Origin of the sequence: Pseudonocardia sp., assembly GCF_050250275.1 — a bacterium.
Taxonomy (GTDB): domain Bacteria; phylum Actinomycetota; class Actinomycetes; order Mycobacteriales; family Pseudonocardiaceae; genus Pseudonocardia.
In genome coordinates this window covers 238,873-260,660 of record NZ_JBFWOY010000003.1, presented here as the reverse complement: position 1 = coordinate 260,660, position 21,788 = coordinate 238,873, and the positions used below count along the sequence as shown (strand labels likewise).

The window sequence follows — 21,788 nt, the reverse complement described above, 5'->3', positions numbered from 1 at the left end:
GGCGCGGGGGAGCGTCGGAGCCGCATGTGTCTGGAGGACGTGCTCGCCACGCAGGCCGGGGTCGTGTCCCGGGCCCAGGCCCTGGCGACGGGGCTGACCCCGCGTGCGGTCGACCGGCTGGTCGCGCGCAGGCGCTGGCATCCCGTGCATCCCCGGGTCTACCTGGTGGGCGACGCCCCACGCACCGACGAGGCCCGGGTGTGGGCGGCGGTGTCGTGGGCCGGGGAGGGGGCGGTGTTGTCGGGCGCCGCGGCGGCGTGGTGGTGGGGGCTGCCGGTGCGGGCGCCGTCGTCGATCGCGGTGACGGTGCCGCGCAGGCGTGCACCGGGCCGGAGGCCGGGGATCGTGGTGCGCCGACGGACGCTGGCGGTCGCGGACCTGGGGCGGCTGCGGGGGCTGCCGGTGACGGCTCCCGCGTTGACGGTGGTGGAGACGGGACTGGAGATCGGTCCGGCGTTCCTGGACGCGGTGCTGCCCGGGACGGTCGCGCTGGGGGAGGTCGTCGCGGCGTCCGAGCGGGCGGGGGTGGGGCAGCGGCTGCTCGCGGAGGCGGCGGACCGGCTGGGGGCGAGGGCCCGGTTGCGGTTGGCGGGGGTGCTGCGCAGGGCGGGGGTGCCCGCTCACGTCGCGCCGGGGCGGCGGGCGGTGGTCTGCCCGGTGCACCGGGTGCTGGTCGTCGAGGCGGCGCAGGCGGCGCCGCGGGGCTGGGCCGTCGTCGTCGGCGGCGAGGAGAGCGGCATCGCCGCGAGGGTGCGTGAGGCGGCCCGGGGAGTGCGGAGGACGGGGTGATTCCGATCACCGGGGTGGCGGGCCGGGGCAGGCGTGGCGGCGCGGGTGGCGCGGCGGTGCCACGGCGGGGCCCGCCGCCCACGGCCGACCGCGCCGCGACGAACGGGCGGAGCGCCGTATCCGCTGGTCCGGCCTAGTACACGCGGGCCCGTTCGATCGCCTTCCGGCGCGCTTTCCCGCTCAGTTCGTCGAGCGCGACACGGCTCAACCGCTTGGCGACGACCGGGCAGTTGCGGCACCGTTCGGGTGTGGAACGGCAGCACTTCTTCTTCACTTTGCCCATCGTCAGGGGAGCCTAACCTCACGCCGGGCGAAGGACCAGGGTCGTGTCGAGATACCGTTAACTGTGAGCACAGCTGGGACCACCCTCGACGCTGCACCGGCTACCGCGGACCGCGGCCTGCCGGATTCGCGCGGAGGGCTGCGCAACGTCGCCATCGTGGCGCACGTCGACCACGGTAAGACGACGCTCGTCGACGCGATGCTGCGCGCGTCCGGCGCGTTCGGCGAGCGCGCGGAGCTCGTCGACCGGGTGATGGACTCCGGTGACCTCGAGCGCGAGAAGGGCATCACCATTCTCGCGAAGAACACCACGGTCAACTGGCACGGGACGACGATCAACGTGATCGACACCCCGGGCCACGCCGACTTCGGTGGCGAGGTCGAGCGCGGCCTGTCGATGGTCGACGGTGTGGTGCTGCTGGTCGACGCGTCGGAGGGGCCGCTGCCGCAGACGCGGTTCGTGCTGCGCAAGACGCTCGCGGCGGGCCTTCCGGTGCTGCTGGTCGTGAACAAGACCGACCGCCCGGACGCCCGGATCGAGGAGGTCGTCGACGAGTCGCTGGAGCTGCTGCTCGAGCTGGCCGACGAGCTGGAGCTCGGCGAGGACCAGACGGCGCACCTGCTCGACCTGCCGGTCGTCTACGCCTCGGGGCGTGCCGGCCGCGCGAGCCGCAACCGCCCGGCCGACGGCGAGATGCCCGACTCCGAGGACCTGCAGCCGCTGTTCGACGTCCTGCTGGACACCGTCCCGGCGCCGGCGGACGACCCGGACGCGCCGCTGCAGGCGCACGTCACCAACCTCGACGCCACGAACTTCCTCGGCCGTATCGCGCTGTGCCGCATCCGCGCGGGCGAGATCCGCCGCGGCCAGCAGGTCGCGTGGATGCAGGAGGGTGGCAAGGTCACCCGCGTCAAGATCACCGAGCTGCTGCGCACCGAGGCCCTGACCCGGGTGCAGGCCGACGTCGCCTACGCCGGTGACATCTGCGCCGTCGCGGGCATCCCGGACGTCATGATCGGCGACACCCTGGCCGACCCGGAGAACCCGGTCGCGCTCGAGCGCATCCACGTCGACGAGCCGGCGATCTCGATGACGATCGGCATCAACACCTCGCCGCTGGTGGGCCGCGACCCGCACCCGGGCCAGAAGCTGACGGCGCGCCAGGTGAAGAGCCGGCTGGACGCGGAGCTCGTCGGCAACGTGTCGCTGCGCGTGCTGCCCACCGAGCGTCCCGACACCTGGGAGGTGCAGGGCCGTGGTGAGCTGGCGCTGGCCATCCTGGTCGAGACGATGCGGCGGGAGGGTTTCGAGCTGACCGTCGGCAAGCCGGAGGTCGTCACGAAGGTGATCGACGGCAAGCTGCACGAGCCGTTCGAGCAGCTCTCGATCGACGTGCCGACCGACAGCCTCGGCGCGGTCACCCAGCTGCTGGCGGCCCGCAAGGGTGACATGAGCCAGATGGTGCACGGCGACACCCGGGTCCGGCTCGACTTCCGGGTCCCCTCGCGCGGCCTGATCGGCTTCCGCACCGAGTTCCTGACGATCACCCGCGGGGCGGGCATCGCCAGCCACGTGTTCGACGGCTACGGCCCCTGGGTCGGCGAGATCTCCAGCCGGCTGCGTGGCTCGCTGATCGCCGACCGGTCGGGCCCGGTGACGGCCTACGCGGTCGACGCGCTGGCCGACCGCGGTGTGCTGTTCGTCGGCCCGGGTACCCAGGTCTACGACGGCATGGTCATCGGCGAGTACACCCGCAACGAGGACCTCGAGGTCAACATCGTGCGGGAGAAGAAGCTCACCAACATGCGCAAGTCGACCGGTGACGAGCTGGTGAAGCTCACGCCGCCGACGATCCTGACGCTGGAGCAGTCGCTGGAGTTCTGCGCCAACGACGAGTGCGTCGAGGTGACCCCGGAGAACGTCCGCATCCGGAAGGTGGAGCTCGACTCGCACCTGCGCGGGCGGGCGCGTGCCCGGGCCAAGGCAGCGGCCGCCAACTGACCCGCCGCACCGGCCTCCTGCCCCGATGCGACGATGGTCGCGGGGGTAGGGGGACTCGGGCGCAGGAGGAGCGCGTGGCACGCAGGGGCGGTGACGTCGGCCCGGGTCTGTTGCGTGCGCTGATCGTGCTGCTGCTCGCCGCCCTGCTGGCGGCCTGCGTGAACGAACCGGCGCCGCGGGTGGTGACACCGCCGCCCTCACCGGCGACCACGACGCCGGCGCAGCCGGAGCCCTCGACGGTGACGGTCGGTGTGGAGTCGATCGGTGCGGGGTTCAACCCGCACCTGTTGGCGCACCAGTCGCCGGTGACGACGGCGCTGGAGACGTTGGTGCTGCCGTCGGTGTTCCGCCCGGACGTCGACGGCACGCTGCGCCTGGACCAGACGGTGGCCACGAGCGCGCGGGTGACGTCGACCGATCCGTTCACGGTGAGCTACGAGCTCAACGTGCAGGCGTCGTGGACGTCGAACGCGCCCATCGCGGCGGAGGACTTCGTCTACCTGTGGGAGCGGATGCGCTCGGAGCCGGGGACGGTCGACGCGGCCGGGTACTCGTTGATCACCGACGTGCGGTCACGGGCCGGTGGCAAGGCTGTCGACGTGGTGTTCGCGAGGCCGTACGACCACTGGCAGGAGCTGTTCTCGGGGCTGCTGCCGGCGCACATCCTCAAGGACGCGCCGGGTTCGTGGACGGGTGCGCTCGCGGGCGGGATGCCCGCGTCGGGGGGACCGTTCCGGGTGGTGACGGTCGACCGTGCGCGTGGCGAGGTCGTGTTGGCGCGCAACGATCTCTACTGGGCGACGCCGGCGGGTCTGGACCGGATCGTGCTGCGCGCCGTGGACCAGTCCACGATGGTCGACGAGCTGCGCTCCGGCGACCTCGACGTGGCGTTGCCGGAGGCCGACCCGACGGTGCGCCAGCTGCTCGCGGCGCTGGGGCCGACGGTGCGGACGCAGGACGCGCCGCTGCCCGTCGTGACGGGGCTGGGGTTCCGGTCGGACGTGGGCCCGATGTCGGACGTGCGGGTCCGCCAGGCGGTGGCGGCGACGCTGGACCGTGGCGCGTTGCGCGCGCAGGTGGCGCCGGGCGCGTCGGCGGCGGACGCGTTCGGGCTCGCCCCGTCGGAGACCGGCTACGCCTCGACCGCGCCGGCGGGGGCGCCGGCGACGCCGGATCCCGCTGAGGCGCAACGGCTCCTGCTGGCGGCCGGGTACGTGCGCGACGCGCAGGGCCGCTGGACGACCGGTGGGCAGCCGTTGGAGATCGTGGTGGCGGCCGCGGCGGAGCGCCCGCAGGACGTGGCGCTCGCGCAGGCGGTGGCGGTGCAGCTGGCCGCGGGCGGGATCACGGCGACGGTCCTGGCCCCGCCTGCGGCCGATCTGTTCGCCCAGCCGGACGTGCCGGCGACCCCGCCGACGACCGAGCCGGCCGCCCCCGGGGTGACGGGCCCGGCCCCGGTGACGACGTCACCGGCGCGGTCACGCACGACCTCGCCGACGCGCCCGCCCGCGACGAGGACCACCCCGCCCGCCACCTCGTCGACCACGACGACCGGGTCCACCGTGCAGGCGCCGCCGACCGGCCGGGTCCGCGCCGACGTGATGGTGCTGCCGCGCCCCGTGGGGGGCGACGTCAGCGCGCGGTACGCCTCCGACTACGGCTGTCCCGTCGCCCTCCCGGGTGGGGCGACGGCGGCGACGAGCCCGACGCGGTTCTGCTTCCCTGCGCTCCAGTCGCTGCTCACCGGCCTGGTCGACGGCACTGCCCTCCCGGGGACGCAGGCCGTCGTCGAGAAGGTCCTGTGGGCGCAGCTGCCGGTGCTCCCGCTGTACCAGCCGGTGTCCGTGGTGGCGAGTACCGCCGCGACGGACACCGCCACGGGGATCTCTGTGGGCCCGCTCCGTACGGGTCCGTTGACCGGTGCGCAACGCTGGACCGCGCCCCCGGGTTGAACAGGTGAACTCCGAGGGTTAAGTTACCCGGCGGTAGCGCACCGCTGTCGCGGACAGTCACCGACCAGTCACCCTTTGGTCACGATCATGACGGTGGCCGTGACGAGGCAGAACGCGCTTCCTACCGTCCGGGATACGCGGGTCCGTCCGAACATGGCGCGACCGGCGGTTGCTCGAGCGGGCGCCGCGGCGAACCCGCGGACCGGCAGCGTCAGCAGAGAGGCATGGAGTCGATGAGGAGATCCAGGGCGGCCCTTTCGGCCATCGCGCTCACCGCGGTGGTCGGGATGGTCCTCACCGGGTGCAGCCAGAAGTCCAACACGGGGACGAGCGGGAGCGGCCAGGCCTCCGTCGGGTTCCCCGAGACCCAGGACCTGCCCCCGGTGGCGGGCAAACCGGGTGGGACGTTCCGGCTCGGCATCACGGAGCCGACGGCGATCGACCCGTACAACGCCCAGGAGTCCGAGGGCATCCTCGTCAACAAGGCGCTGTTCACCGGCCTGGTCAACGTCAAGCCCAACGGCGACGTCTACGACGGTGTGGCCTCGAAGTGGGAGCCCAACGCCGACTGCACGGCGTGGACGTTCACCCTCAAGCCGAACCAGACGTTCTCCAACGGTGAGCCCGTCGACGCCGCGGCGTTCAAGCGTGGCTGGGAGCGCACCTCGGCCAAGGACTCGGGCTCCGACGTCGCCTACCACCTCAACGAGGTCAAGGGCTTCGACGAGATGCAGGCCGGCACCGCGACGTCGCTCTCGGGCGTCGACGCGACCGACCCGGCGAGCCTGAAGGTCGCCCTGTCCCGGCCCGACTGCGAGTTCAACCTGCGCACCGCGGCCCCGCCGCTGGCCCCGGTCCCGAGCGTCGCGGGCGCCGCCGACAACAAGGCCTACAACGACGAGCCCATCGGCAACGGCCCGTTCAAGATGGACGGCCCGTGGCAGCACGACAAGGGCATCAAGCTGGTCCGCAACGACACCTACGGCGCCGGCCCGAAGGCGAACCTCGACGCCGTCGAGATCACCATCACCCCGGCCGACACCGGCATCCAGGCCGAGTACGACGGCTTCAACAACGGCCAGTTCGACTGGGCCCGCATCCCGACGCCGCTGCTGTCGCAGGCGCGTTCGGCGCAGGAGTCCAAGAACCAGTGGATCTCCAAGAAGACGGCGGGCATCAACTACCTGCTCGTCTCGGTGACCACCAAGCCGCTCGACAGCGCCGACGCCCGCAAGGCCGTCTCCATGGCGATCGACCGGGCCGCGATCACCCAGGGCATCTTCCAGGGCTCGCAGGTCCCGGCCGACGCGTTCGTCCCGGCGTCGTTCGACAAGGTCTACCAGCCGGGCGTCTGCGACGCGTGCAAGTACGACGTCGCCGCCGCGAAGGACCTGGCGCAGAAGGCGGGCCTGACCCCCGGCACCGAGGTGAACTTCCAGTTCAACACCGGTGGTGGCCACGAGGAGTGGACCGCGGCGGTCAAGCAGCAGCTCGAGACGAACCTCGGCCTGAAGGTCACCTACTCGGGCGTGCCGTTCCGCGACCTGCTGGTCAACGAGCAGCAGCCCAACGCCAGCGGCCTGTTCCGGGCGGGCTGGACCGCCGACTACCCGACGGCGGGCAACTTCCTGACGCCGCTGCTGTCGACCGCGGCGATCGGTGCCGCCACGCCGCAGGACGTCGCCGTCGGTGACAACCGTGGCCGCTACAGCAACCCGAAGTTCGACGACCTGCTCGCGCAGGCCGCCGCGACCCAGGACGAGGCCAAGCGCGACGACTTCTACAAGCAGGCCGAGAAGATCGCGATCGGTGACGACCTCGCACTGATCCCGCTGTTCGCCCGCCAGCAGTTCCGGATGGCGAACACCGCGACGTTCGGCAACGTCCGGATGGACTTCTGGGAGAACTCGACGCTGTCGGAGATCACCCTCAAGTGACCGTCAGGGGCGGTTCCCGGCCCGTGACCCGGGCCGGGAACCGCCCCTCCGTGCGTCGAAAGCCGGTTACATGGCTCGCTTCATCGCGCGGCGACTGGTCCAGGCCGTCCTGGTCATCCTCGCCGCCACCTTCCTGATCTTCCTGGCGACCTTCGCGCTCGGTGACCCCTTCGCGTCGTCGGGGGAGAAAGCCGTCCCCCCGGACATCGCCCAGGCCAACCGCGAGAAGTTCGGCCTCGACAAGCCGCTGCCGCTACAGTACCTGATCTACGTCGGCAACATGGTGCGCGGCGACTTCGGCATCGACTTCGACCAGCACCGTCCGGTGTCGCAGCTGCTCGAGGCGGCGGTGCCCAACACGGTGCGGCTCGCGATCGTCGCGATCATCATCGACATCCTGATCGGCGTCATCGCCGGCGTCATCGCCGCGATCAAGCGCTACTCGTTCTGGGACGTGCTGGTCACCGTCGTCGCGACGCTGGCCATCGGCATCCCCGTGTTCGTCATCGGCGTCGTCCTCGTCGCCAACGTCTCGGGATGGGGTCCCTTCCCCTCGGTCCCACGAAGTTTCACGGTCGACGTGCCCTGGTACCAGGAGGTGCTGCTGCCGGCGTTCACGCTCGCGATCATCGACGCGGCGTTCATCGCCCGGCTCATGCGCGGATCGATGCTCGAGGTGCTGCGCGCCGACTACATCCGCACGGCCCGGGCCAAGGGCCTGTCCGAGCGGACCGTCATCGGCAAGCACGCGATGCGCAACTCGATGATCCCCGTCGTCACCTATGTCGGTGTCTCGCTCGGCGTGCTGTTCGGCGGCGCGATCATCACCGAGACGATCTTCCAGTACAACGGCGTCGGCTATCTCCTGTCGCGCGCGATCGTGAACAGCAACGCCCCGATCATCATCGCGGTGGTCGTGTTCAGCGTCGTCGCGTACGTGCTGATCAGCATGATCGTCGACATCCTCTACGCGTTCCTCGACCCGCGGATCCGGCTCAGCTGAGCCGGCGCGGTCCCGAACAGACTCCTGAGGGCGGTCCCACCACATGACCACTCCCACCTCGGCGGGCGGAACCCCCGCCGACGCCGACGCCCCGGGCAGCGCTCTGGTGCTGCCGGGGCCCGACGCCCCCGCGGGCGGCACCACCGTGCCGCTGGGCGCGCGCGGATCCGGGCAGTTCGCCGACATCCGGCGACGGTTCGTCCGCAACCGGCTCGCGATGGTCGGGCTCGCGATCGTGACCGTGCTGATCGTGCTCGCGATCATCGGCCCGTACGTGACGCCCTACAACGCGTTCGAGCAGAACCTCGCCAACACGCTGCAGCCGCCGAGCGCCGACCACTGGTTCGGGACCGACGTGCTGGGCCGTGACCTGTTCTCCGGGATCATCTACGGCTGCCGGCTGGCCATCCTGGTCGGCCTGCTGACCGTCGCGTTCTCGCTGCTCATCGGCCTCACCCTCGGCGCCGTCGCCGGGTTCAAGGGAGGCGCCTGGGACGCCGTCATCGCGCGCTTCATCGACGTCTTCCTGGCGTTCCCGCCGCTCGTCGGCGCGATCGTCATCGTCAGGGCCGTCGGCGGCGGCGTCACCCCGGTGATCGTCGCGCTCGTCGCGCTCGGCTGGATGACGACGGCGCGGCTCACCCGCGGCCAGGTCCTCGCCCTGCGCGAGGCCGAGTACGTCGAGGCGGCCCGCTCGATCGGCGCGGACAACCGGCGCATCGTGATGCGCCACGTCCTGCCCAACGCCATCGCGCCCGTGCTCGTCTACGCGTTCACCAACATCGGTGTCGTCATCGTCGCCATGGCCTCGTTGTCCTACCTCGGTATCGGTGTGCCGCCGGACGTGCCCGAGTGGGGACGGCTGATCTCGCAGGCGACGCCGTTCCTGCGGGTCGAGGGCAAGTCGCATCTGTGGCTCGCCCCGGCACTGGCCATCGCGATCACGACGCTCGGCTTCGCGTTCGTCGCCGACGGCATGCGCGACTCGCTCGACCCGAAGCTGCGGGGAGGCAACTGATGGCCCGCCACGTGAAGCCCGACCCCACCGCCGCCGAGGCGCGGCACCTGCTGGAGGTTCAGGACCTGCGCGTCCACTTCCGGACCGGCGGCGGCGTCGTCAAGGCCGTCGACGGCGTCAGCTGGCACGTCGACGCCGGTGAGACGCTCGCGATCGTCGGGGAGTCCGGGTCGGGCAAGTCCGTCTCCGCGATGACCCTGCTCGGCCTGGTCCCCAGCCCGCCCGCGACCTTCCCCAGCGGCCGCGTGCTGCTGGAGGGCCGCTCCCTGCTCGACATGCCCGAGCAGAAGCAGCGCCGCCTGCGCGGCAAGGACATCGCGATGATCTTCCAGGACCCGCTGACCGCGCTGAACCCCGTGTTCCGCGTCGGCGAGCAGATCGCTGAGATGGTCCGCACCCACCAGGACATCGGCAAGATGGCCGCGAAGAAGCGGGCCGTCGAGCTGCTCGACGAGGTCGGCATCCCGGACCCGCGGCTGCGCGCCACGCAGTTCCCGCACGAGTTCTCCGGCGGCATGCGCCAGCGCGCCATGATCGCGATGGCCCTGGCCAACGACCCGAAGGTCCTCATCGCCGACGAGCCCACCACCGCGCTCGACGTCACCGTCCAGGCGCAGATCATGAGCCTGCTGGAGAAGCTGCAGGCCGAGCGGGACACCGCGATCGTGCTCATCACCCACGACCTCGGCCTCGTCGCCGCCCACGCCGACCGGATCATGGTCATGTACGCGGGGCGCGTGGTCGAGGAGGGCGGCAACGACGAGATCTTCGCCGCACCGCGCCACGCCTACACCCACGGCCTGCTGTCGAGCCTGACCCGGATGGACCACGCCCGGCCCGAGAAGCTCGAACCCATCCCCGGCCAGCCACCCAACCTCGCCCGCGTCCCGCAGGGGTGCGCGTTCCACCCGCGCTGCCCCTTCGCCACCGACGCCTGCCGTGCCGAGGTGCCGCTGCTCGTGCCGACGATGCCGGGCTCGGCGCACCGGCACGCGTGCGTGCACCCCGACGAGGTCGCGGTGTCCCACGAACGGCCCCGCGAACCCGCACCCGTCGTCACCGCCGAGGTCCCGGTCGACGAACGCGCCCCCATGCTGGAGGTGCACGAGCTCGTCAAGCACTTCCCGATCAAGGTCGGCACGTTCGTCAAACGGACCGTCGGCGAGGTGAAGGCCGTCGACGGCGTCACCCTGGACATCACCGAGGGCTCCACGTTGTCGCTGGTCGGCGAGTCGGGCTGCGGGAAGTCGACCGCTGCGCGCGCCATCCTGCGGCTGCACGAGCCCACCAGCGGCACCGTCGCGCTCGGCGGCCGCGACGTCACCGGGCTCTCCCAGTCGCAGCTGCGCGCCGCCCGTCGCGACATGCAAATCGTCTTCCAGGACCCCTACGCGTCGCTCAACCCGCGCATGACGGTCCGCCAGATCCTCACCGAGAAGTACGAGCTGCTCGGCGGGCAGGTCACCTCGTCGACGATCCCGGACCTGCTGGAGACCGTCGGCCTCGCCCCCGAGTACGCCGACCGCTACCCGCACGAGTTCTCCGGTGGGCAGCGCCAGCGCGTCGGCATCGCCCGCGCCATCGCGCTCAACCCCAAGTTCGTGGTGCTCGACGAGCCCGTGTCCGCCCTCGACGTCTCCATCCAGGCACAGGTGCTGAACCTGCTGGAGGAGCTGCAGCAGGAGTTCGGGCTGACGTACCTGTTCATCGCCCACGACCTGTCGGTGGTGCGCCACATCTCCGACCGGGTCGCGGTGATGTACCTGGGCGGGATCGTGGAGATCGCCGACCGTGACGCCCTCTTCGAACGGCCGCACCACCCGTACACGCAGGCGCTCATCTCGGCCGTGCCGATCCCGGACCCGGCCGTCGAGCGTTCGCGGGAGCGGATCGTGCTCACCGGCGACGTGCCCAACCCGGCCGACCCGCCCTCGGGCTGCCGGTTCCGGACACGCTGCTGGAAGCACCTGCAGCTCTCCGACGACGAGAAGCGCCGCTGCATCGAGGAGCCCCCGCCGCTGCTGTCGGCGTCGGGCTCCGACCGCCACCAGGTGGCCTGCCACTTCGCGGGCGAACGCGAGGTCCTGAGGTAGCGCTGCTGCGCCGGGGCCTCCGAGACGTCAGGAACGGCACAACCGGGCCGGCCCCGGGGCGCCTCTCCCCGGGGGCGGTCCCGGGGCGGCGGGTCACGGCGCGGGCTGCGATATTGGCGCCGTGACCGCTTCCCGCCGGCTCGTCCTCGTGCACGCCCACCCCGACGACGAGACCCTCGCAACCGGCGGGGTGATCGCCCGTTACACCGCCGACCCGGACACCGACGTCACCGTCGTGACCTGCACCCTCGGCGAGGAGGGCGAGGTCATCCCGGCCGAGCTGGCCGAGCTGGCGCCCGACCGCGGCGACCAGCTGGGCGGCTACCGCATCGGTGAGCTGGCCGGCGCCGTCGCGGCCCTGGGCGGACCCCGGCACCGCTACCTCGGCGGCGTCGGCCGGTTCCGCGACTCCGGCATGGCGCTGGCCGGCGACGGCGGCGTCCGCGCCACCGTCCGCGCCGACCTGCACCCCCGCGCCTTCGCCGACCCCGCCAAGCTCGCCGAGGAGACCGACGCCCTGGTCGAGCTGCTCACCGAACTGCGGCCCCAGGTCCTGGTCACCTACGCCGACGACGGCGGCTACGGCCACCCCGACCACGTCCGCGCCCACGAGATCACCGTGGCCGCGGCGGCGCGGGTGCCGTCGGTGGCGAAGGTCTACTTCGCCGTCCACGGCCGGTCCACGATGGACGCCGCACTCGCCGAGCTGGCGGCGGAGGCGGGCCTGCCGTACCGGCTGCCCGGACCGGGGGAGCTGCCGACGGTGCCGGACGCGACGATCACGACGCGGATCGACTGCACCGACTGGCGCGCGGCGCGCATCGCCGCGATCCGGGCCCACGTCACGCAGGCGTACGTGTGGGAGAAGGGCAGCGGGCTCGTGGCCTACGCGATGAGCAACGACGTCGCGCAGCCGCTGCTCGACGTCGAGGAGTACGTCCTGGCCGGTGCCCCCCACGGGCTGTCGGAGACCGACCTGTTCGAGGGGCTCGGCCGGTGAAGGTCGTGACGCTCGTCCTCATCCTGCTGTGCTCGGTGCTGCTCGCCGCGTTCGAGCTGGTCCTGCAGCCGCTCTACGCCGGGTCGGTACCGGCGCCGGTGGGGACGGTCGTCGCGATCGTGACGATGCCGTGGCTGGTCCGCGGTGCGAGTGCCGAGTTCGGGTCGGCCGCCGCGGCCGGGCTGCCGATCGTGGCGTTCGTGCTCACGATCGGCGTGCTGGGCACCGTCGCCCCCGGTGGCGACGTGATGCTCCCCGCGACCTGGCAGTCGCTCCTGCTCGCCGTCGTGGGCATCGGCGCCGGGCTCGTGGCGTTGCGCGGCATCGCGATGCGGCCGGCGCAGCCCTGATGGGCGAGGCCATCTCCGACGCCGCGGTCGTCGCCGTCCTGCGGCCCTTCGTCCGCGCTGCCCGTCCGGTCCTCGCGGGGCTGCGCGACGCCGACCCGTTCGGCCTGCGCGCCCGCGCCGCGCCGGAGGCCGATGCCGACCGCGCCCTGCACGACAGGCTGCTCGACGCCCTCGCGGCGGCGAAGGTGCCGGGGACGTCGCGGTGGGCGTCGATGGACGTCGAGGAGCGGTGCCGGTGGTGGGTCTTCCGCGTCGGCCGGGTGACGACGATCGCCGCCGCCGTCCCGGGCCTCGGCGGGGCGCTGGCGCGGAGCCTGCCGGTGTCGTCGACGGTCGGGGCGGCGGGGCAGGGGCTGCTGCTGGTCGCGATCGCCGGGGAGCACGGCGTCACCGACGAGAACGAGGTCATCGCCCTGCTGGGGCACATCCTGTTCGAGCGTGACCTCGCCCCGCGCACCGCCGACGCGAAGGCGGACGCGGCCGCCGACGCGCGCGCCGACGAGCTGACCGGCGACCTCCGCGACGACGACGGCCGCTCCACCGCGCGCAAGGTCACGACGGCGGTGTGGCGGATGGGCCGGGCGTTGTACGCGGTGGAGGACGAGCTCGACAAACGCCCCCACGGCCGCTTCTACCACGAGGCGGTCGGGTTGCTGCCCGGCGTCGGGGTCGTCGGCAAGTACTTCGGGGAGTGGTCGGGGCTCAAACGGGCGTCGAAGAAGGCGCACAGATGGCTCGTCGCCTGCGTCTGACCCCGACGACCCGCGCGCAACCGCACTGCTGCGGATCCACCTCCGGACGACCGTGAGGTTGCGCGCGGATGGTCAGCTGTCCCCGGGCGGGACGAGGTAGTGGTAGCGGTGGTGCTCGGTCGTGCCCAGCGCCGCCCAGAACGCCAGGCCGCCGGGGTTGGCCGTCGACACCTGCAGGACCAGCCAGCGGGCACCGCGCTCCAGCCCCCAGCGCGCCGCCCCGGCGACGAGCGCGGTGCCCGTCCCGCGCCGGCGCCCCGTCGCGGTGACGGCGAGGCACGAGAGGTGCAGGTGGTCGTCGACGACCGCGAGCCGCACGACGGCGTCCGGGTCGGCCGGATCGCCGGCGACGCCGAACCCGAGGTGCGCGATCCGGTCCCCGGCGCCGGCGAGGACGTGCCGTTGCGCCGCACCGGGCGGACCGCCGACGGTCGTGCGCCACCACCCGTCGGACGGCGCGTCCGAGCACGACAGCGGGGTGTCGGCGGCCAGGACCTCACACGCCGCGACCTGCGTCGACACCTCGGGGCCGGGCTCGTGGCCGGCGTCGGCCAGCCAGCCCTCGGCGCGGACGGCGCGCGACCACGGTGACCCCGTGGGCGCGAGCACGCGGGGCGCGACGCCGTGCTCCTCGGCGAACCCACGGACGATCGACAGGGCCGCCGCGGTACCGACGCCGGGGTCGCCGACCGCGACGGCGGCGTTGGCGCGCCCGCTGAACCCGCCGGCCGCCCGCAGCCGCCACGCGCCGAGGGGACGCTCGGCGAGGGCGGGCCAGGCGTCGGCGCAGAGGTTCTGCAGGCGTGCGACGTCGGTCAGCGGCGCCCGGCGGGGCACGGCGGCGGGCACCTCCCGGACGGCGACGACGGCGTCGCGGGCCACGACGACGTCGCCGCGGCGGGTGGCGATCGTCACGGTCGCGACCCCGTCGCGGACGCCGCCGTCGGACAGGGTGCCGACGGCGTCGGTGAACAACGGGCGGCCGTCACGCTCGCCGATGCGGTGGCGCAACGCGACGCGGGACCCGACGAGACCGTCGAGCCGGAGGTCGCCGGGTCCGCCCGGTGGGGGCGCGTCGGACATGGTGAGGCAATCCTCTCCCCACGGGCGGCGGGGCCGCCGGGTTAATCTGACAGCCGGATCGTCGCCCACCCTGGGACGATCAGTGCGGCAAGGGATACTGGCAGCAGTCTTGCTGTCCCGAGTGGAGGACTTCGAAGTGACCTACGTCATCGCCGAGCCATGCGTCGACCTGCTCGACAAGGCGTGCATCGAAGAGTGTCCCGTGGACTGCATCTACGAAGGCGGGCGGATGATGTACATCCACCCCGACGAGTGCGTCGACTGCGGTGCCTGCGAGCCGGTCTGCCCGGTCGAGGCCATCTACTACGAGGACGACGTCCCGGAGCAGTGGGGCGCCTACCAGAAGGCGAACGCCGAGTTCTTCGACGAGCTCGGGTCGCCCGGTGGCGCGTCGAAGGTCGGCAAGGTCGCGCGTGACGCCGGCCCGGCCCTCACGCTGCCGCCCCAGTCGCACGACGAGTGAGTTCCGCGGGGACGGTCGACCGGACCGGCCTACCGGACTTCCCCTGGGACTCCCTCGCGGACGACCAGGAGCTGGCGCGGGCGCATCCCGGCGGGATCGTGGACCTGTCGATCGGTACGCCGGTCGACCCGGTCCCGGCCGTGGTGCGTGCCGCGCTGGCCGGCCCGGCGGCCGACATCCCGGGCTACCCGACGACCCACGGCCCCGCGTCGCTGCGTGAGGCGATCGCCGGGTCGTTGGCGCGCCGGTTCGGCGTCCTCGGCCTCGACCCGGCGGCGGTGCTGCCCACGATCGGCTCGAAGGAGCTGATCGCGTGGCTGCCGACGCTGCTGGGGCTGGGCGCGGGCGAGCTCGTCGTGATCCCGGAGCTGGCGTACCCGACCTACGAGGTCGGGGCGCGGCTTGCGGGTGCCGATTTCGTCCGTTCCGACGGGCTGCTGGGCATCGGGCCGCGGCGGACGAGCCTGGTGTGGCTGAACTCACCGTCGAACCCGACGGGCCGCGTCCTGCCCGTCGACCATCTGCGCAAGGTGGTCGCGTGGGCCCGTGAGCGGGGCGCGATCGTGGCGTCCGACGAGTGCTACCTGGCCCTGCCCGGGGTGTCCGATCCGGCGCCGGTGTCGGTGCTGCACCCCGACGTGTGCGACGGCGACCACACCGGTCTGCTGGCGGTGCACTCGCTGTCGAAGACGTCGAACCTGGCCGGGTACCGGGCGGCGTTCGTCGCGGGGGACCGGGCACTGGTGTCGCGGCTGCTGGAGATCCGCAAGCACGCCGGGCTGATCGTGCCGCACCCCGTGCAGGCCGCGATGGCGGCGGCGGTGGCCGACGACACACACGTCGACGCGCAGCGCGCACTCTACGACGCGCGCCGTGTCCGGTTGCGCGCGGCGCTGGAGTCGCGCGGGATGCGCATCGAGCACTCCGGTGCCGGCCTGTACCTGTGGGCCACCGAGGGGCGCCCGGGCCGCGACACCGTCCACGACCTCGCCGGGCAGGGTGTCCTCGTGGCACCCGGTGAGTTCTACGGCCCGGCGGGCGACGAGTACGTCCGGGTCGCGCTGAGCGCGAGCGACGAGCGGATCGACGCCGCCGTGGAGCGCCTGACGCGGTGAGGCGGTCGCGGTGAACGGCGCCGGGCCCCCGACGAAGCGGGTGGGCGCGGGGGTCGTCCTGCTGGGTGTCCTGGCGGTGGCGGCCAACCTGCGGGCGCCGCTCGCCGGCTACCCACCGCTGATCGAGAGCGTCCGCGACGACCTCGGCGTCGGCGCGAGCGCAGCGGGGCTCGTCCAGTCGGGCGCCATCCTGATGATGGCCGTCGGGTCGTTCGTCGGGCCGGCGGTGAGCGCCCGGACCGGTCGCGAACGGGGGCTGGGCTGGTCCGTCGCGTTGATCGCCGTGGGCAGCCTGTTGCGTGCGGTGCCCGCGCTGCCCACCCTGGTCGTCGCGAGCCTGCTCATCGGGCTGGGTATCGGGCTGGCGGGGGTGCAGCTGACCGGCGTCGTGAAGCACCACCTCGCCGACCGGGCCGGGGCGGTGACCGGCGGCTACGTCGTGTCGATGATGGTGGGCGCGACGGTCGCGTCGGCGATCGCCGTCCCGATCGCGGTGGGCCTCGGCGGCTGGTCCTGGTCCATGGCGGTGTGGACGGTCCCCGCGGTGCTCGCCTTCGTGGTGTGGCTGCCGATCGCCCGGCACATCTCCGAGCCGGCGGCCGCCGCGCCGCGGCTCGCGCTGCCCTGGCGCGACGCGTTCGCCCGCCGCTGCGCCTGCTACCAGGCGGGCACGTCGACGATGTTCTACGGCTGGATCACCTGGCTCGCGCCGTACTACGAGGGCCAGGGCTGGAGCGCGCAGCGGGCCGGGGTGCTGCTGGCGGCGTGGAGCGTCACCCAGATCCCGGCGGCGCTGCTGGTCCCGGCGCTGGCCGAGCGGCACCGCCGGTGGCGGTTCTGGGCCGGGGCGACGGTGGCCTGCGGGATCGCCGGAACCGTCGGGGCCATGCTGGTGCCGCAGATCCCCGGCGTCGGCCCGTGGGGGTGGGCGGTGCTGATGGGCATCGGGGTGGGGGCCGGCTTCCCGCTGGGCCTGGCCGTCATCGCCTGGCGCACCCCCGACGGGCACGCCAGCGCCGCCGTGAGCGGGCTCGCGCTGGGCGTCGGCTACGTCGCGGCCGGGCTGGCGCCCCTGCTCATGGGCCTGCTGATCGACGTCACCGGCGGCTACCGCGCCGCGATCGCCGTCCTCGTCGCGGGCGGGTTGCTGCAGGCCGGTGCGATCTGGCGGATCGGTGACGAGCCGCGCGGCCGCCCGGTCAGCCCGAGGCCGGCCGGCCCAGCGTCGCAGCCCGGTCCCTGACGCCCACCCACGCGTCCCACCACTCGGCCCGCTTGGCCTCGGCGCGGTGCCGTTCGCGCTCCACGAGGCGCCCGGCGACGAACACCACGTGGGCGTCGAGCGCGCCGTCGGCGTCGGGGGCCTCGCCGAGCCGGTCGAGCACCTCCCGGATGCGCTGCTCGGCGACGCAGGCGTCCTGGTGGTCCCCGAGGACCTCCTGCAGGTCGGCCGTCGCCGCCAGCAGCTGCTTGACCTGCTTGCCCTGCGCGGTGCCGCGCAGGCTGGGCTCGACCAGCTCGCCGGTGTAGCGGACCCGCTTGCCCAGGATGCGCAGCGCGTGCAGCGTCTCGTCCTCGGGGTCGGGGCCGGCCTTCTTCACGGCGTTGGCGAGCTTGCGGGCCTCGACGCGGACGAGGTCGATGAGGGCGGGCTGCTGCTGCATGGCCGACGGCGTGGGCAGCGGCAGCCGCACCGCGTCGGCGATGCGTTCGAGCAGCGCGCTGTAACGGGGGGCGTCGAGCGCGGCCAGCATCTCGGCACGCGCCTGCTCGCGTTCGCGCTCCAGCTCGGCCACCAGGACCTGGCCCGCCTCCGCCTCGGCCTGCGACAGCGTCGCGACCTCGCCGCGCAGCCGCAGCAGCATGACGTCGAGGTCGCGGACCGGGCCGAGCGCACCGCCCAACCAGCCCAGCTCGACGCGCAGCGCGTCGGCCCACTGGGCGTCGAGCAGCGGGCGGGCCGACCGCAGCGCGGCCCGCATCCGGCGCACCGACACCCGCATCTGGTGCAGGTCCTCGATGTCCTCGCCGCTGCGCGTCCCGGGATCGTGCTCGATCAGGGCGCGCAGCCGGGTGTCGAGCGCGACCCGGACATGGTGCACCGGTGAGGCGCCCGGAGCGGCGACCAGCGCGTTCTGCGTCTCGAGGAGGTGGGTGACGTCGGAGCGGACCCGGGGAGCGGGACGCGTGGGAGCGGGCGACACGGTGGGAGACCTTAGGGCAGGAGGATGAACGAACCGGTCACACGTTCAGTTGGCGTGCAGGGCGGCGTTCAACGTGATGCCCTCGCCGGTGCGCAGCAGCGCCTCGACCGCGCCGGTCCGGGAGTTGCGCCGGAACAGCAGCCCGTCCTGGCCCGACAGGGTGCGCGCCGCGGTGACGGTGCCGTCGGGCAGCGACACCTTGGTCCCGGCGGTGACGTAGAGCCCGGACTCCACGACGCAGTCGGCGCCCAGCGAGATCCCGATGCCCGCGTTGGCGCCGATCAGGCAGCGCGGGCCGACGGAGATGACCTGCTTGCCGCCGCCCGACAGCGTGCCCATGGTCGACGCGCCGCCACCCAGGTCGGCGCCCTCGCCCAGCACGACGCCCGCGGAGATGCGGCCCTCGACCATCGACGCGCCCAGCGTGCCGGCGTTGTAGTTGACGAAGCCCTCGTGCATGACCGTGGTGCCCTCGGCCAGGTGCGCGCCCAGGCGGACGCGGTCGGCGTCGGCGATCCGCACACCCGGCGGGACGATGTAGTCGACCATCCGCGGGAACTTGTCCACGCTGTACACGGTGACGGGCCCGCGGGCGCGCAACCGGGCGCGGACGGCCTCGAAGCCCTTGGGCATACAGGGCCCGTGGTTGGTCCACACGACGTTGGCGAGCAGCCCGAACACGCCCTCGAGGTTGACCTCGTGCGGGCGGACCAGCCGCCACGACAGCAGGTGCAGTCGCAGGTAGACGTCGGCGGCGTCGACGGGAGCGTCGGCCAGCGACCCGATCGTCGTGCGCACGATCTGCACCGAGACGCCACGGGCGTCGTCGTCACCGGCGACGGGGGCGAGGTCGGCGGAGGTGTCGGGGGCGTCGGATCCCAGCGCCGGGGCCGGGTACCAGACGTCGAGGACGGTCCCGTCGCTGGTGACGGTGGCCAGGCCCGTGCCGGATGCGGACTCGGTGCGGAATGCGGTGCTCACCCCGCAACGGTAACGGCTGGCGGCGCGCGGCCGGCAGTCCGCCCCGGATTGCAGGAACGGCACTTTCCCGCAACTGAGCTGCGGGAAAGTGCCGTTCCTGCACGACCCGGGGCGCCGGGTAGCGTCCCCGGGCGTGACGACGACTGTGCCGACGCTCGACCTCACCGCCGATCCCGTCGCCCTCACCGCCGCGCTGGTCGACGTCCCGAGCGTCTCCGGCGACGAGGGCGCGCTGGCCGACGCGATCGAGCACGCGCTGCGGGCGCAGGCCCCGCACCTGGAGGTCGTCCGCTCGGGGGCCTCGGTGCTGGCCCGGACGAACCTGGGCCGGGCGCGGCGGGTGCTGCTGGCCGGGCACATCGACACCGTCCCGATCGCCGACAACGTCCCCTCCCGCCGCGACGGCGACACCCTCTACGGCTGCGGCACGTCGGACATGAAGGCGGGTGACGCCGTCATCGCGCACCTGGCCGCGACGCTGATCGAGCCCACGCACGACCTGACCGTCGTCTTCTACGACTGCGAGGAGATCGAGGCCGCGCGCAACGGGCTGGGCCGCATCGAGCGCGAGCTGCCGGAGTGGCTGCGCGCCGACCTCGCGATCCTCGGCGAGCCCACCGACGGCATGGTCGAGGCAGGCTGCCAGGGGACGTTGCGCGCGGAGGTCCGCACCACCGGCCGGCGGGCGCACTCGGCCCGGAGCTGGTTGGGGGACAACGCGATCCACCGCGCCGGCGAGGTGCTGGCCCGGCTGGCGGCGTACCGCCCGCGCCGCGTCGACATCGACGGCTGCGAGTACCGGGAGGGGCTGCAGGCGGTGAAGGTCGCGGGCGGCGTGGCGGGCAACGTCGTGCCCGACGAGGCCGTCGTGACCGTCAACTTCCGCTTCGCCCCCGACCGCTCCGCCGACCAGGCCGTCGCCCACGTGCGGGAGGTCCTCGACGGGTTCGACGTCGAGGTCACCGACCTCTCGCCCGGCGCCCTGCCCGGTCTCGCGGCCCCCGCGGCGCAGGAGTTCCTCGCCACCACCGGCGCCACACCCCGAGCCAAGTACGGCTGGACCGACGTCTCCCGCTTCGCCGCGCTGGGCATTCCCGCGATCAACTACGGCCCCGGCGACCCGAACCTCGCCCACACCCGCGAGGAGCACGTGGACGTCGCGAAGATCCGTGACGCGACCGACGTGCTCCGCCGGTTCCTGGCGGGCGGCTGAGGGCCTGCCCGCCGCGGCCCCGGCGCCCGGACCGCCGGGCCCGGCGACCGTGGTCCACGAGCCCGCGCCACCCGTCCGGCCGGGGTTCACCCGTCCGTCGCCGCGTCGTCGATCGCGCGCGGCGACCCGTCCGTATCGTGGTCTGATGACAGCAAGTGGGGGTCGTCGACCCGAGGAGAAGCAGCGCGGCCCGGTGGTGCTGCGCCGAGAGCACCGCAACGAGTCCACCACCACCGACCAGCGACTTCTCGACTCGCGGGGTCCGTCGGACTGGGTGCACACCGACCCGTGGCGGGTGCTGCGCATCCAGGCGGAGTTCGTCGAGGGTTTCGGCGCACTGGCCGAGGTGCCGCGCGCGGTGACGGTGTTCGGGTCGGCCCGCACCCCGCGCGACCACCCCGAGTACGAACAAGGGGTGCAGCTCGGCGCGGCGTTGGCGGACAACGGCTTCGCGGTCATCACCGGCGGCGGGCCGGGCGTCATGGAGGCCGCCAACCGCGGCTGCAGCGAGGCGGGCGGCTTCTCCGTCGGTCTCGGCATCGAGCTGCCGTTCGAGCAGGGGCTCAACGACTGGGTGGACCTCGGCATCAACTTCCGCTACTTCTTCGCGCGCAAGACGATGTTCGTGAAGTACTCGCAGGCGTTCGTGTGCCTGCCCGGCGGGTTCGGCACGCTCGACGAGCTGTTCGAGGCCCTCACTCTGGTGCAGACGAAGAAGGTCACGAAGTTCCCCGTCGTCCTGCTGGGCGTCGACTACTGGAAGGGCCTCTACGACTGGATCGCCGGCGCCGTCCTCGACGGCGGGAAGGTCGGCGAGAAGGACGTCGCGCTGCTGCACCTCACCGACGACGTCGACGACGCGGTCAAGGTGGTGCACGAGGCCTACCGGGCGTGGGAGGACGTGCACTGATGGCAGCCCCGCACACGAACCGGCCCAGCGGCACGCGGTTCAGCGTCGCCGTCTACTGCGCGTCCTCGTCGTCGGTGCCGGCGCGCTACATCGACCTGGCCACCGACGTCGGCCGCGGGCTGGCCGAACGCGGCTGGGACCTGGTGTCCGGCGGCGGGCGCGTGTCGATGATGGGCGCGGTCGCCGTGGCGGCGCGGGCGGGCGGCTCGCGCACCCTCGGGGTGATCCCACGGTCGCTGGTCGACCGGGAGGTGGCCGACACCGCGGCCGACGAGCTCGTCGTCACCGACACGATGCGCGAACGCAAGGCGTTGATGGAGGCGCACGCCGGTGCGTTCCTCGCGCTGCCCGGCGGCATCGGCACGTGCGAGGAGCTGTTCGAGGTCTGGACGGCCGCGACGCTGGGCATGCACGACAAACCCGTCGTCCTGCTCGACCCGGACGGTCACTGGGCCGGGCTGCTGGACTGGGTCCGCGGGCTCGTCGACCGCGGTTTCGCGGGCGGAGCCGCGATCGAGCGGCTGCTCGTCGCCACGGACGTGACGCTGGCGCTGGACGCCTGCGCCCCGTCCCGCGACGTGACAGCATCGATGTCGTGACGATCGACGGCGTCCGCGACCGCTCCGTGCTGCGCTTCGGCA

The 21,788-nt window shown here is 73.3% G+C and carries 19 protein-coding genes; 16 read left to right on the top strand and 3 right to left on the bottom strand.

Going from position 1 to position 21,788, the window contains the following annotated elements:
* Positions 1-24: 24 nt before the first annotated feature.
* From AB7F12_RS05100 to AB7F12_RS05055, 10 genes are all read left to right on the top strand, one after another.
* Positions 25-789 carry a hypothetical protein gene (locus AB7F12_RS05100; protein ID WP_428502031.1) on the top strand — a complete coding sequence of 255 codons (765 nt, stop codon included), beginning with the start codon at positions 25-27 and terminating at the stop codon, positions 787-789.
* Between the two features lie 400 nt (positions 790-1,189).
* Positions 1,190-3,073, top strand: a complete 1,884-nt coding sequence (gene typA, locus AB7F12_RS05095) for a translational GTPase TypA (RefSeq protein ID WP_428502035.1) — start codon at positions 1,190-1,192, stop codon at positions 3,071-3,073.
* Positions 3,074-3,147: 74 nt separating this feature from the next.
* Positions 3,148-5,025 (top strand): ABC transporter substrate-binding protein, encoded by a 1,878-nt coding sequence (locus AB7F12_RS05090; RefSeq protein ID WP_428502032.1) that lies wholly within the window; start codon positions 3,148-3,150, stop codon positions 5,023-5,025.
* 233 nt (positions 5,026-5,258) lie between these two features.
* Entirely contained in the window at positions 5,259-6,962 is a 1,704-nt protein-coding gene (locus AB7F12_RS05085) for a peptide ABC transporter substrate-binding protein (RefSeq protein ID WP_428502033.1), read from the top strand.
* 70 nt (positions 6,963-7,032) lie between these two features.
* Entirely contained in the window at positions 7,033-7,965 is a 933-nt protein-coding gene (locus AB7F12_RS05080; RefSeq protein WP_428502034.1) for an ABC transporter permease, read from the top strand.
* A 43-nt stretch (positions 7,966-8,008) separates the two neighbouring features.
* A complete protein-coding gene (locus AB7F12_RS05075) occupies positions 8,009-8,983 on the top strand; it encodes an ABC transporter permease (protein WP_428501330.1) in 975 nt (324 codons plus the stop codon).
* Entirely contained in the window at positions 8,983-11,076 is a 2,094-nt protein-coding gene (locus AB7F12_RS05070) for a dipeptide ABC transporter ATP-binding protein (protein WP_428501329.1), read from the top strand. Before AB7F12_RS05075 ends, AB7F12_RS05070 begins: the two co-directional genes overlap by 1 nt.
* Positions 11,077-11,197: 121 nt before the next feature.
* A complete protein-coding gene (gene mshB / locus AB7F12_RS05065; RefSeq protein ID WP_428501328.1) occupies positions 11,198-12,076 on the top strand; it encodes an N-acetyl-1-D-myo-inositol-2-amino-2-deoxy-alpha-D-glucopyranoside deacetylase in 879 nt (292 codons plus the stop codon).
* Complete coding sequence (locus tag AB7F12_RS05060; RefSeq protein ID WP_428516786.1) at positions 12,073-12,426, top strand: hypothetical protein; 354 nt, start codon at positions 12,073-12,075, stop codon at positions 12,424-12,426. The genes mshB and AB7F12_RS05060 overlap by 4 nt, the downstream gene beginning before the upstream one ends.
* Positions 12,426-13,178 carry a hypothetical protein gene (locus AB7F12_RS05055; protein WP_428501325.1) on the top strand — a complete coding sequence of 251 codons (753 nt, stop codon included), beginning with the start codon at positions 12,426-12,428 and terminating at the stop codon, positions 13,176-13,178. The genes AB7F12_RS05060 and AB7F12_RS05055 overlap by 1 nt, the downstream gene beginning before the upstream one ends.
* Positions 13,179-13,250: 72 nt before the next feature.
* Here AB7F12_RS05055 and AB7F12_RS05050 read toward each other — a convergent pair whose 3' ends face one another.
* Positions 13,251-14,261, bottom strand: coding sequence for a GNAT family N-acetyltransferase (locus AB7F12_RS05050; protein ID WP_428501324.1), 1,011 nt, complete (start codon positions 14,259-14,261; stop codon positions 13,251-13,253).
* A 136-nt stretch (positions 14,262-14,397) separates the two neighbouring features.
* Here AB7F12_RS05050 and fdxA point away from each other — a divergent pair, with 136 nt between their 5' ends.
* The 3 genes from fdxA to AB7F12_RS05035 are packed head-to-tail and all read left to right on the top strand — an operon-like array spanning position 14,398 to position 17,082.
* A complete protein-coding gene (fdxA, locus tag AB7F12_RS05045; protein ID WP_428501323.1) occupies positions 14,398-14,724 on the top strand; it encodes a ferredoxin in 327 nt (108 codons plus the stop codon).
* Positions 14,721-15,839, top strand: coding sequence for a succinyldiaminopimelate transaminase (dapC, locus tag AB7F12_RS05040; RefSeq protein ID WP_428501322.1), 1,119 nt, complete (start codon positions 14,721-14,723; stop codon positions 15,837-15,839). Before fdxA ends, dapC begins: the two co-directional genes overlap by 4 nt.
* Before the next feature lie 10 nt (positions 15,840-15,849).
* Positions 15,850-17,082 carry a CynX/NimT family MFS transporter gene (locus AB7F12_RS05035; RefSeq protein WP_428501321.1) on the top strand — a complete coding sequence of 411 codons (1,233 nt, stop codon included), beginning with the start codon at positions 15,850-15,852 and terminating at the stop codon, positions 17,080-17,082.
* Here the strand turns inward: AB7F12_RS05035 and AB7F12_RS05030 are convergent.
* Together AB7F12_RS05030 and dapD are read right to left on the bottom strand one after the other, a co-directional pair.
* A complete protein-coding gene (locus tag AB7F12_RS05030) occupies positions 17,039-18,043 on the bottom strand; it encodes a CHAD domain-containing protein (protein ID WP_428501320.1) in 1,005 nt (334 codons plus the stop codon). The two genes, AB7F12_RS05035 and AB7F12_RS05030, sit on opposite strands and share 44 nt — an antisense overlap.
* Positions 18,044-18,088: 45 nt before the next feature.
* Positions 18,089-19,024, bottom strand: a complete 936-nt coding sequence (gene dapD / locus AB7F12_RS05025; protein WP_428501319.1) for a 2,3,4,5-tetrahydropyridine-2,6-dicarboxylate N-succinyltransferase — start codon at positions 19,022-19,024, stop codon at positions 18,089-18,091.
* A gap of 145 nt (positions 19,025-19,169) precedes the next feature.
* On the opposite strand from dapD, the gene dapE reads away from it, so the two are divergent.
* The 3 genes from dapE (at position 19,170) to AB7F12_RS05010 (ending at position 21,746) form a co-directional block, all read left to right on the top strand.
* Complete coding sequence (gene dapE / locus AB7F12_RS05020; protein ID WP_428501332.1) at positions 19,170-20,237, top strand: succinyl-diaminopimelate desuccinylase; 1,068 nt, start codon at positions 19,170-19,172, stop codon at positions 20,235-20,237.
* Between the two features lie 145 nt (positions 20,238-20,382).
* Entirely contained in the window at positions 20,383-21,147 is a 765-nt protein-coding gene (locus tag AB7F12_RS05015; RefSeq protein ID WP_428501318.1) for a TIGR00730 family Rossman fold protein, read from the top strand.
* Entirely contained in the window at positions 21,147-21,746 is a 600-nt protein-coding gene (locus AB7F12_RS05010; RefSeq protein ID WP_428501317.1) for a TIGR00730 family Rossman fold protein, read from the top strand. The genes AB7F12_RS05015 and AB7F12_RS05010 overlap by 1 nt, the downstream gene beginning before the upstream one ends.
* Positions 21,747-21,788 lie beyond the last annotated feature (42 nt).

Excerpts from the sequence above, each read along its gene's own strand:
- AB7F12_RS05100 (WP_428502031.1), top strand. The coding sequence starts at position 25 with ATGTGTCTGGAGGACGTGCTCGCCACGCAGGCCGGGGTCGTGTCCCGG.
- AB7F12_RS05085 (WP_428502033.1), top strand. The coding sequence starts at position 5,259 with ATGAGGAGATCCAGGGCGGCCCTTTCGGCCATCGCGCTCACCGCGGTG.
- AB7F12_RS05080 (WP_428502034.1), top strand. The coding sequence starts at position 7,033 with ATGGCTCGCTTCATCGCGCGGCGACTGGTCCAGGCCGTCCTGGTCATC.
- AB7F12_RS05075 (WP_428501330.1), top strand. The coding sequence starts at position 8,009 with ATGACCACTCCCACCTCGGCGGGCGGAACCCCCGCCGACGCCGACGCC.
- AB7F12_RS05070 (WP_428501329.1), top strand. The coding sequence starts at position 8,983 with ATGGCCCGCCACGTGAAGCCCGACCCCACCGCCGCCGAGGCGCGGCAC.
- AB7F12_RS05055 (WP_428501325.1), top strand. The coding sequence starts at position 12,426 with ATGGGCGAGGCCATCTCCGACGCCGCGGTCGTCGCCGTCCTGCGGCCC.
- AB7F12_RS05050 (WP_428501324.1), bottom strand. The coding sequence starts at position 14,261 with ATGTCCGACGCGCCCCCACCGGGCGGACCCGGCGACCTCCGGCTCGAC.
- AB7F12_RS05015 (WP_428501318.1), top strand. The coding sequence starts at position 20,383 with ATGACAGCAAGTGGGGGTCGTCGACCCGAGGAGAAGCAGCGCGGCCCG.
- AB7F12_RS05010 (WP_428501317.1), top strand. The coding sequence starts at position 21,147 with ATGGCAGCCCCGCACACGAACCGGCCCAGCGGCACGCGGTTCAGCGTC.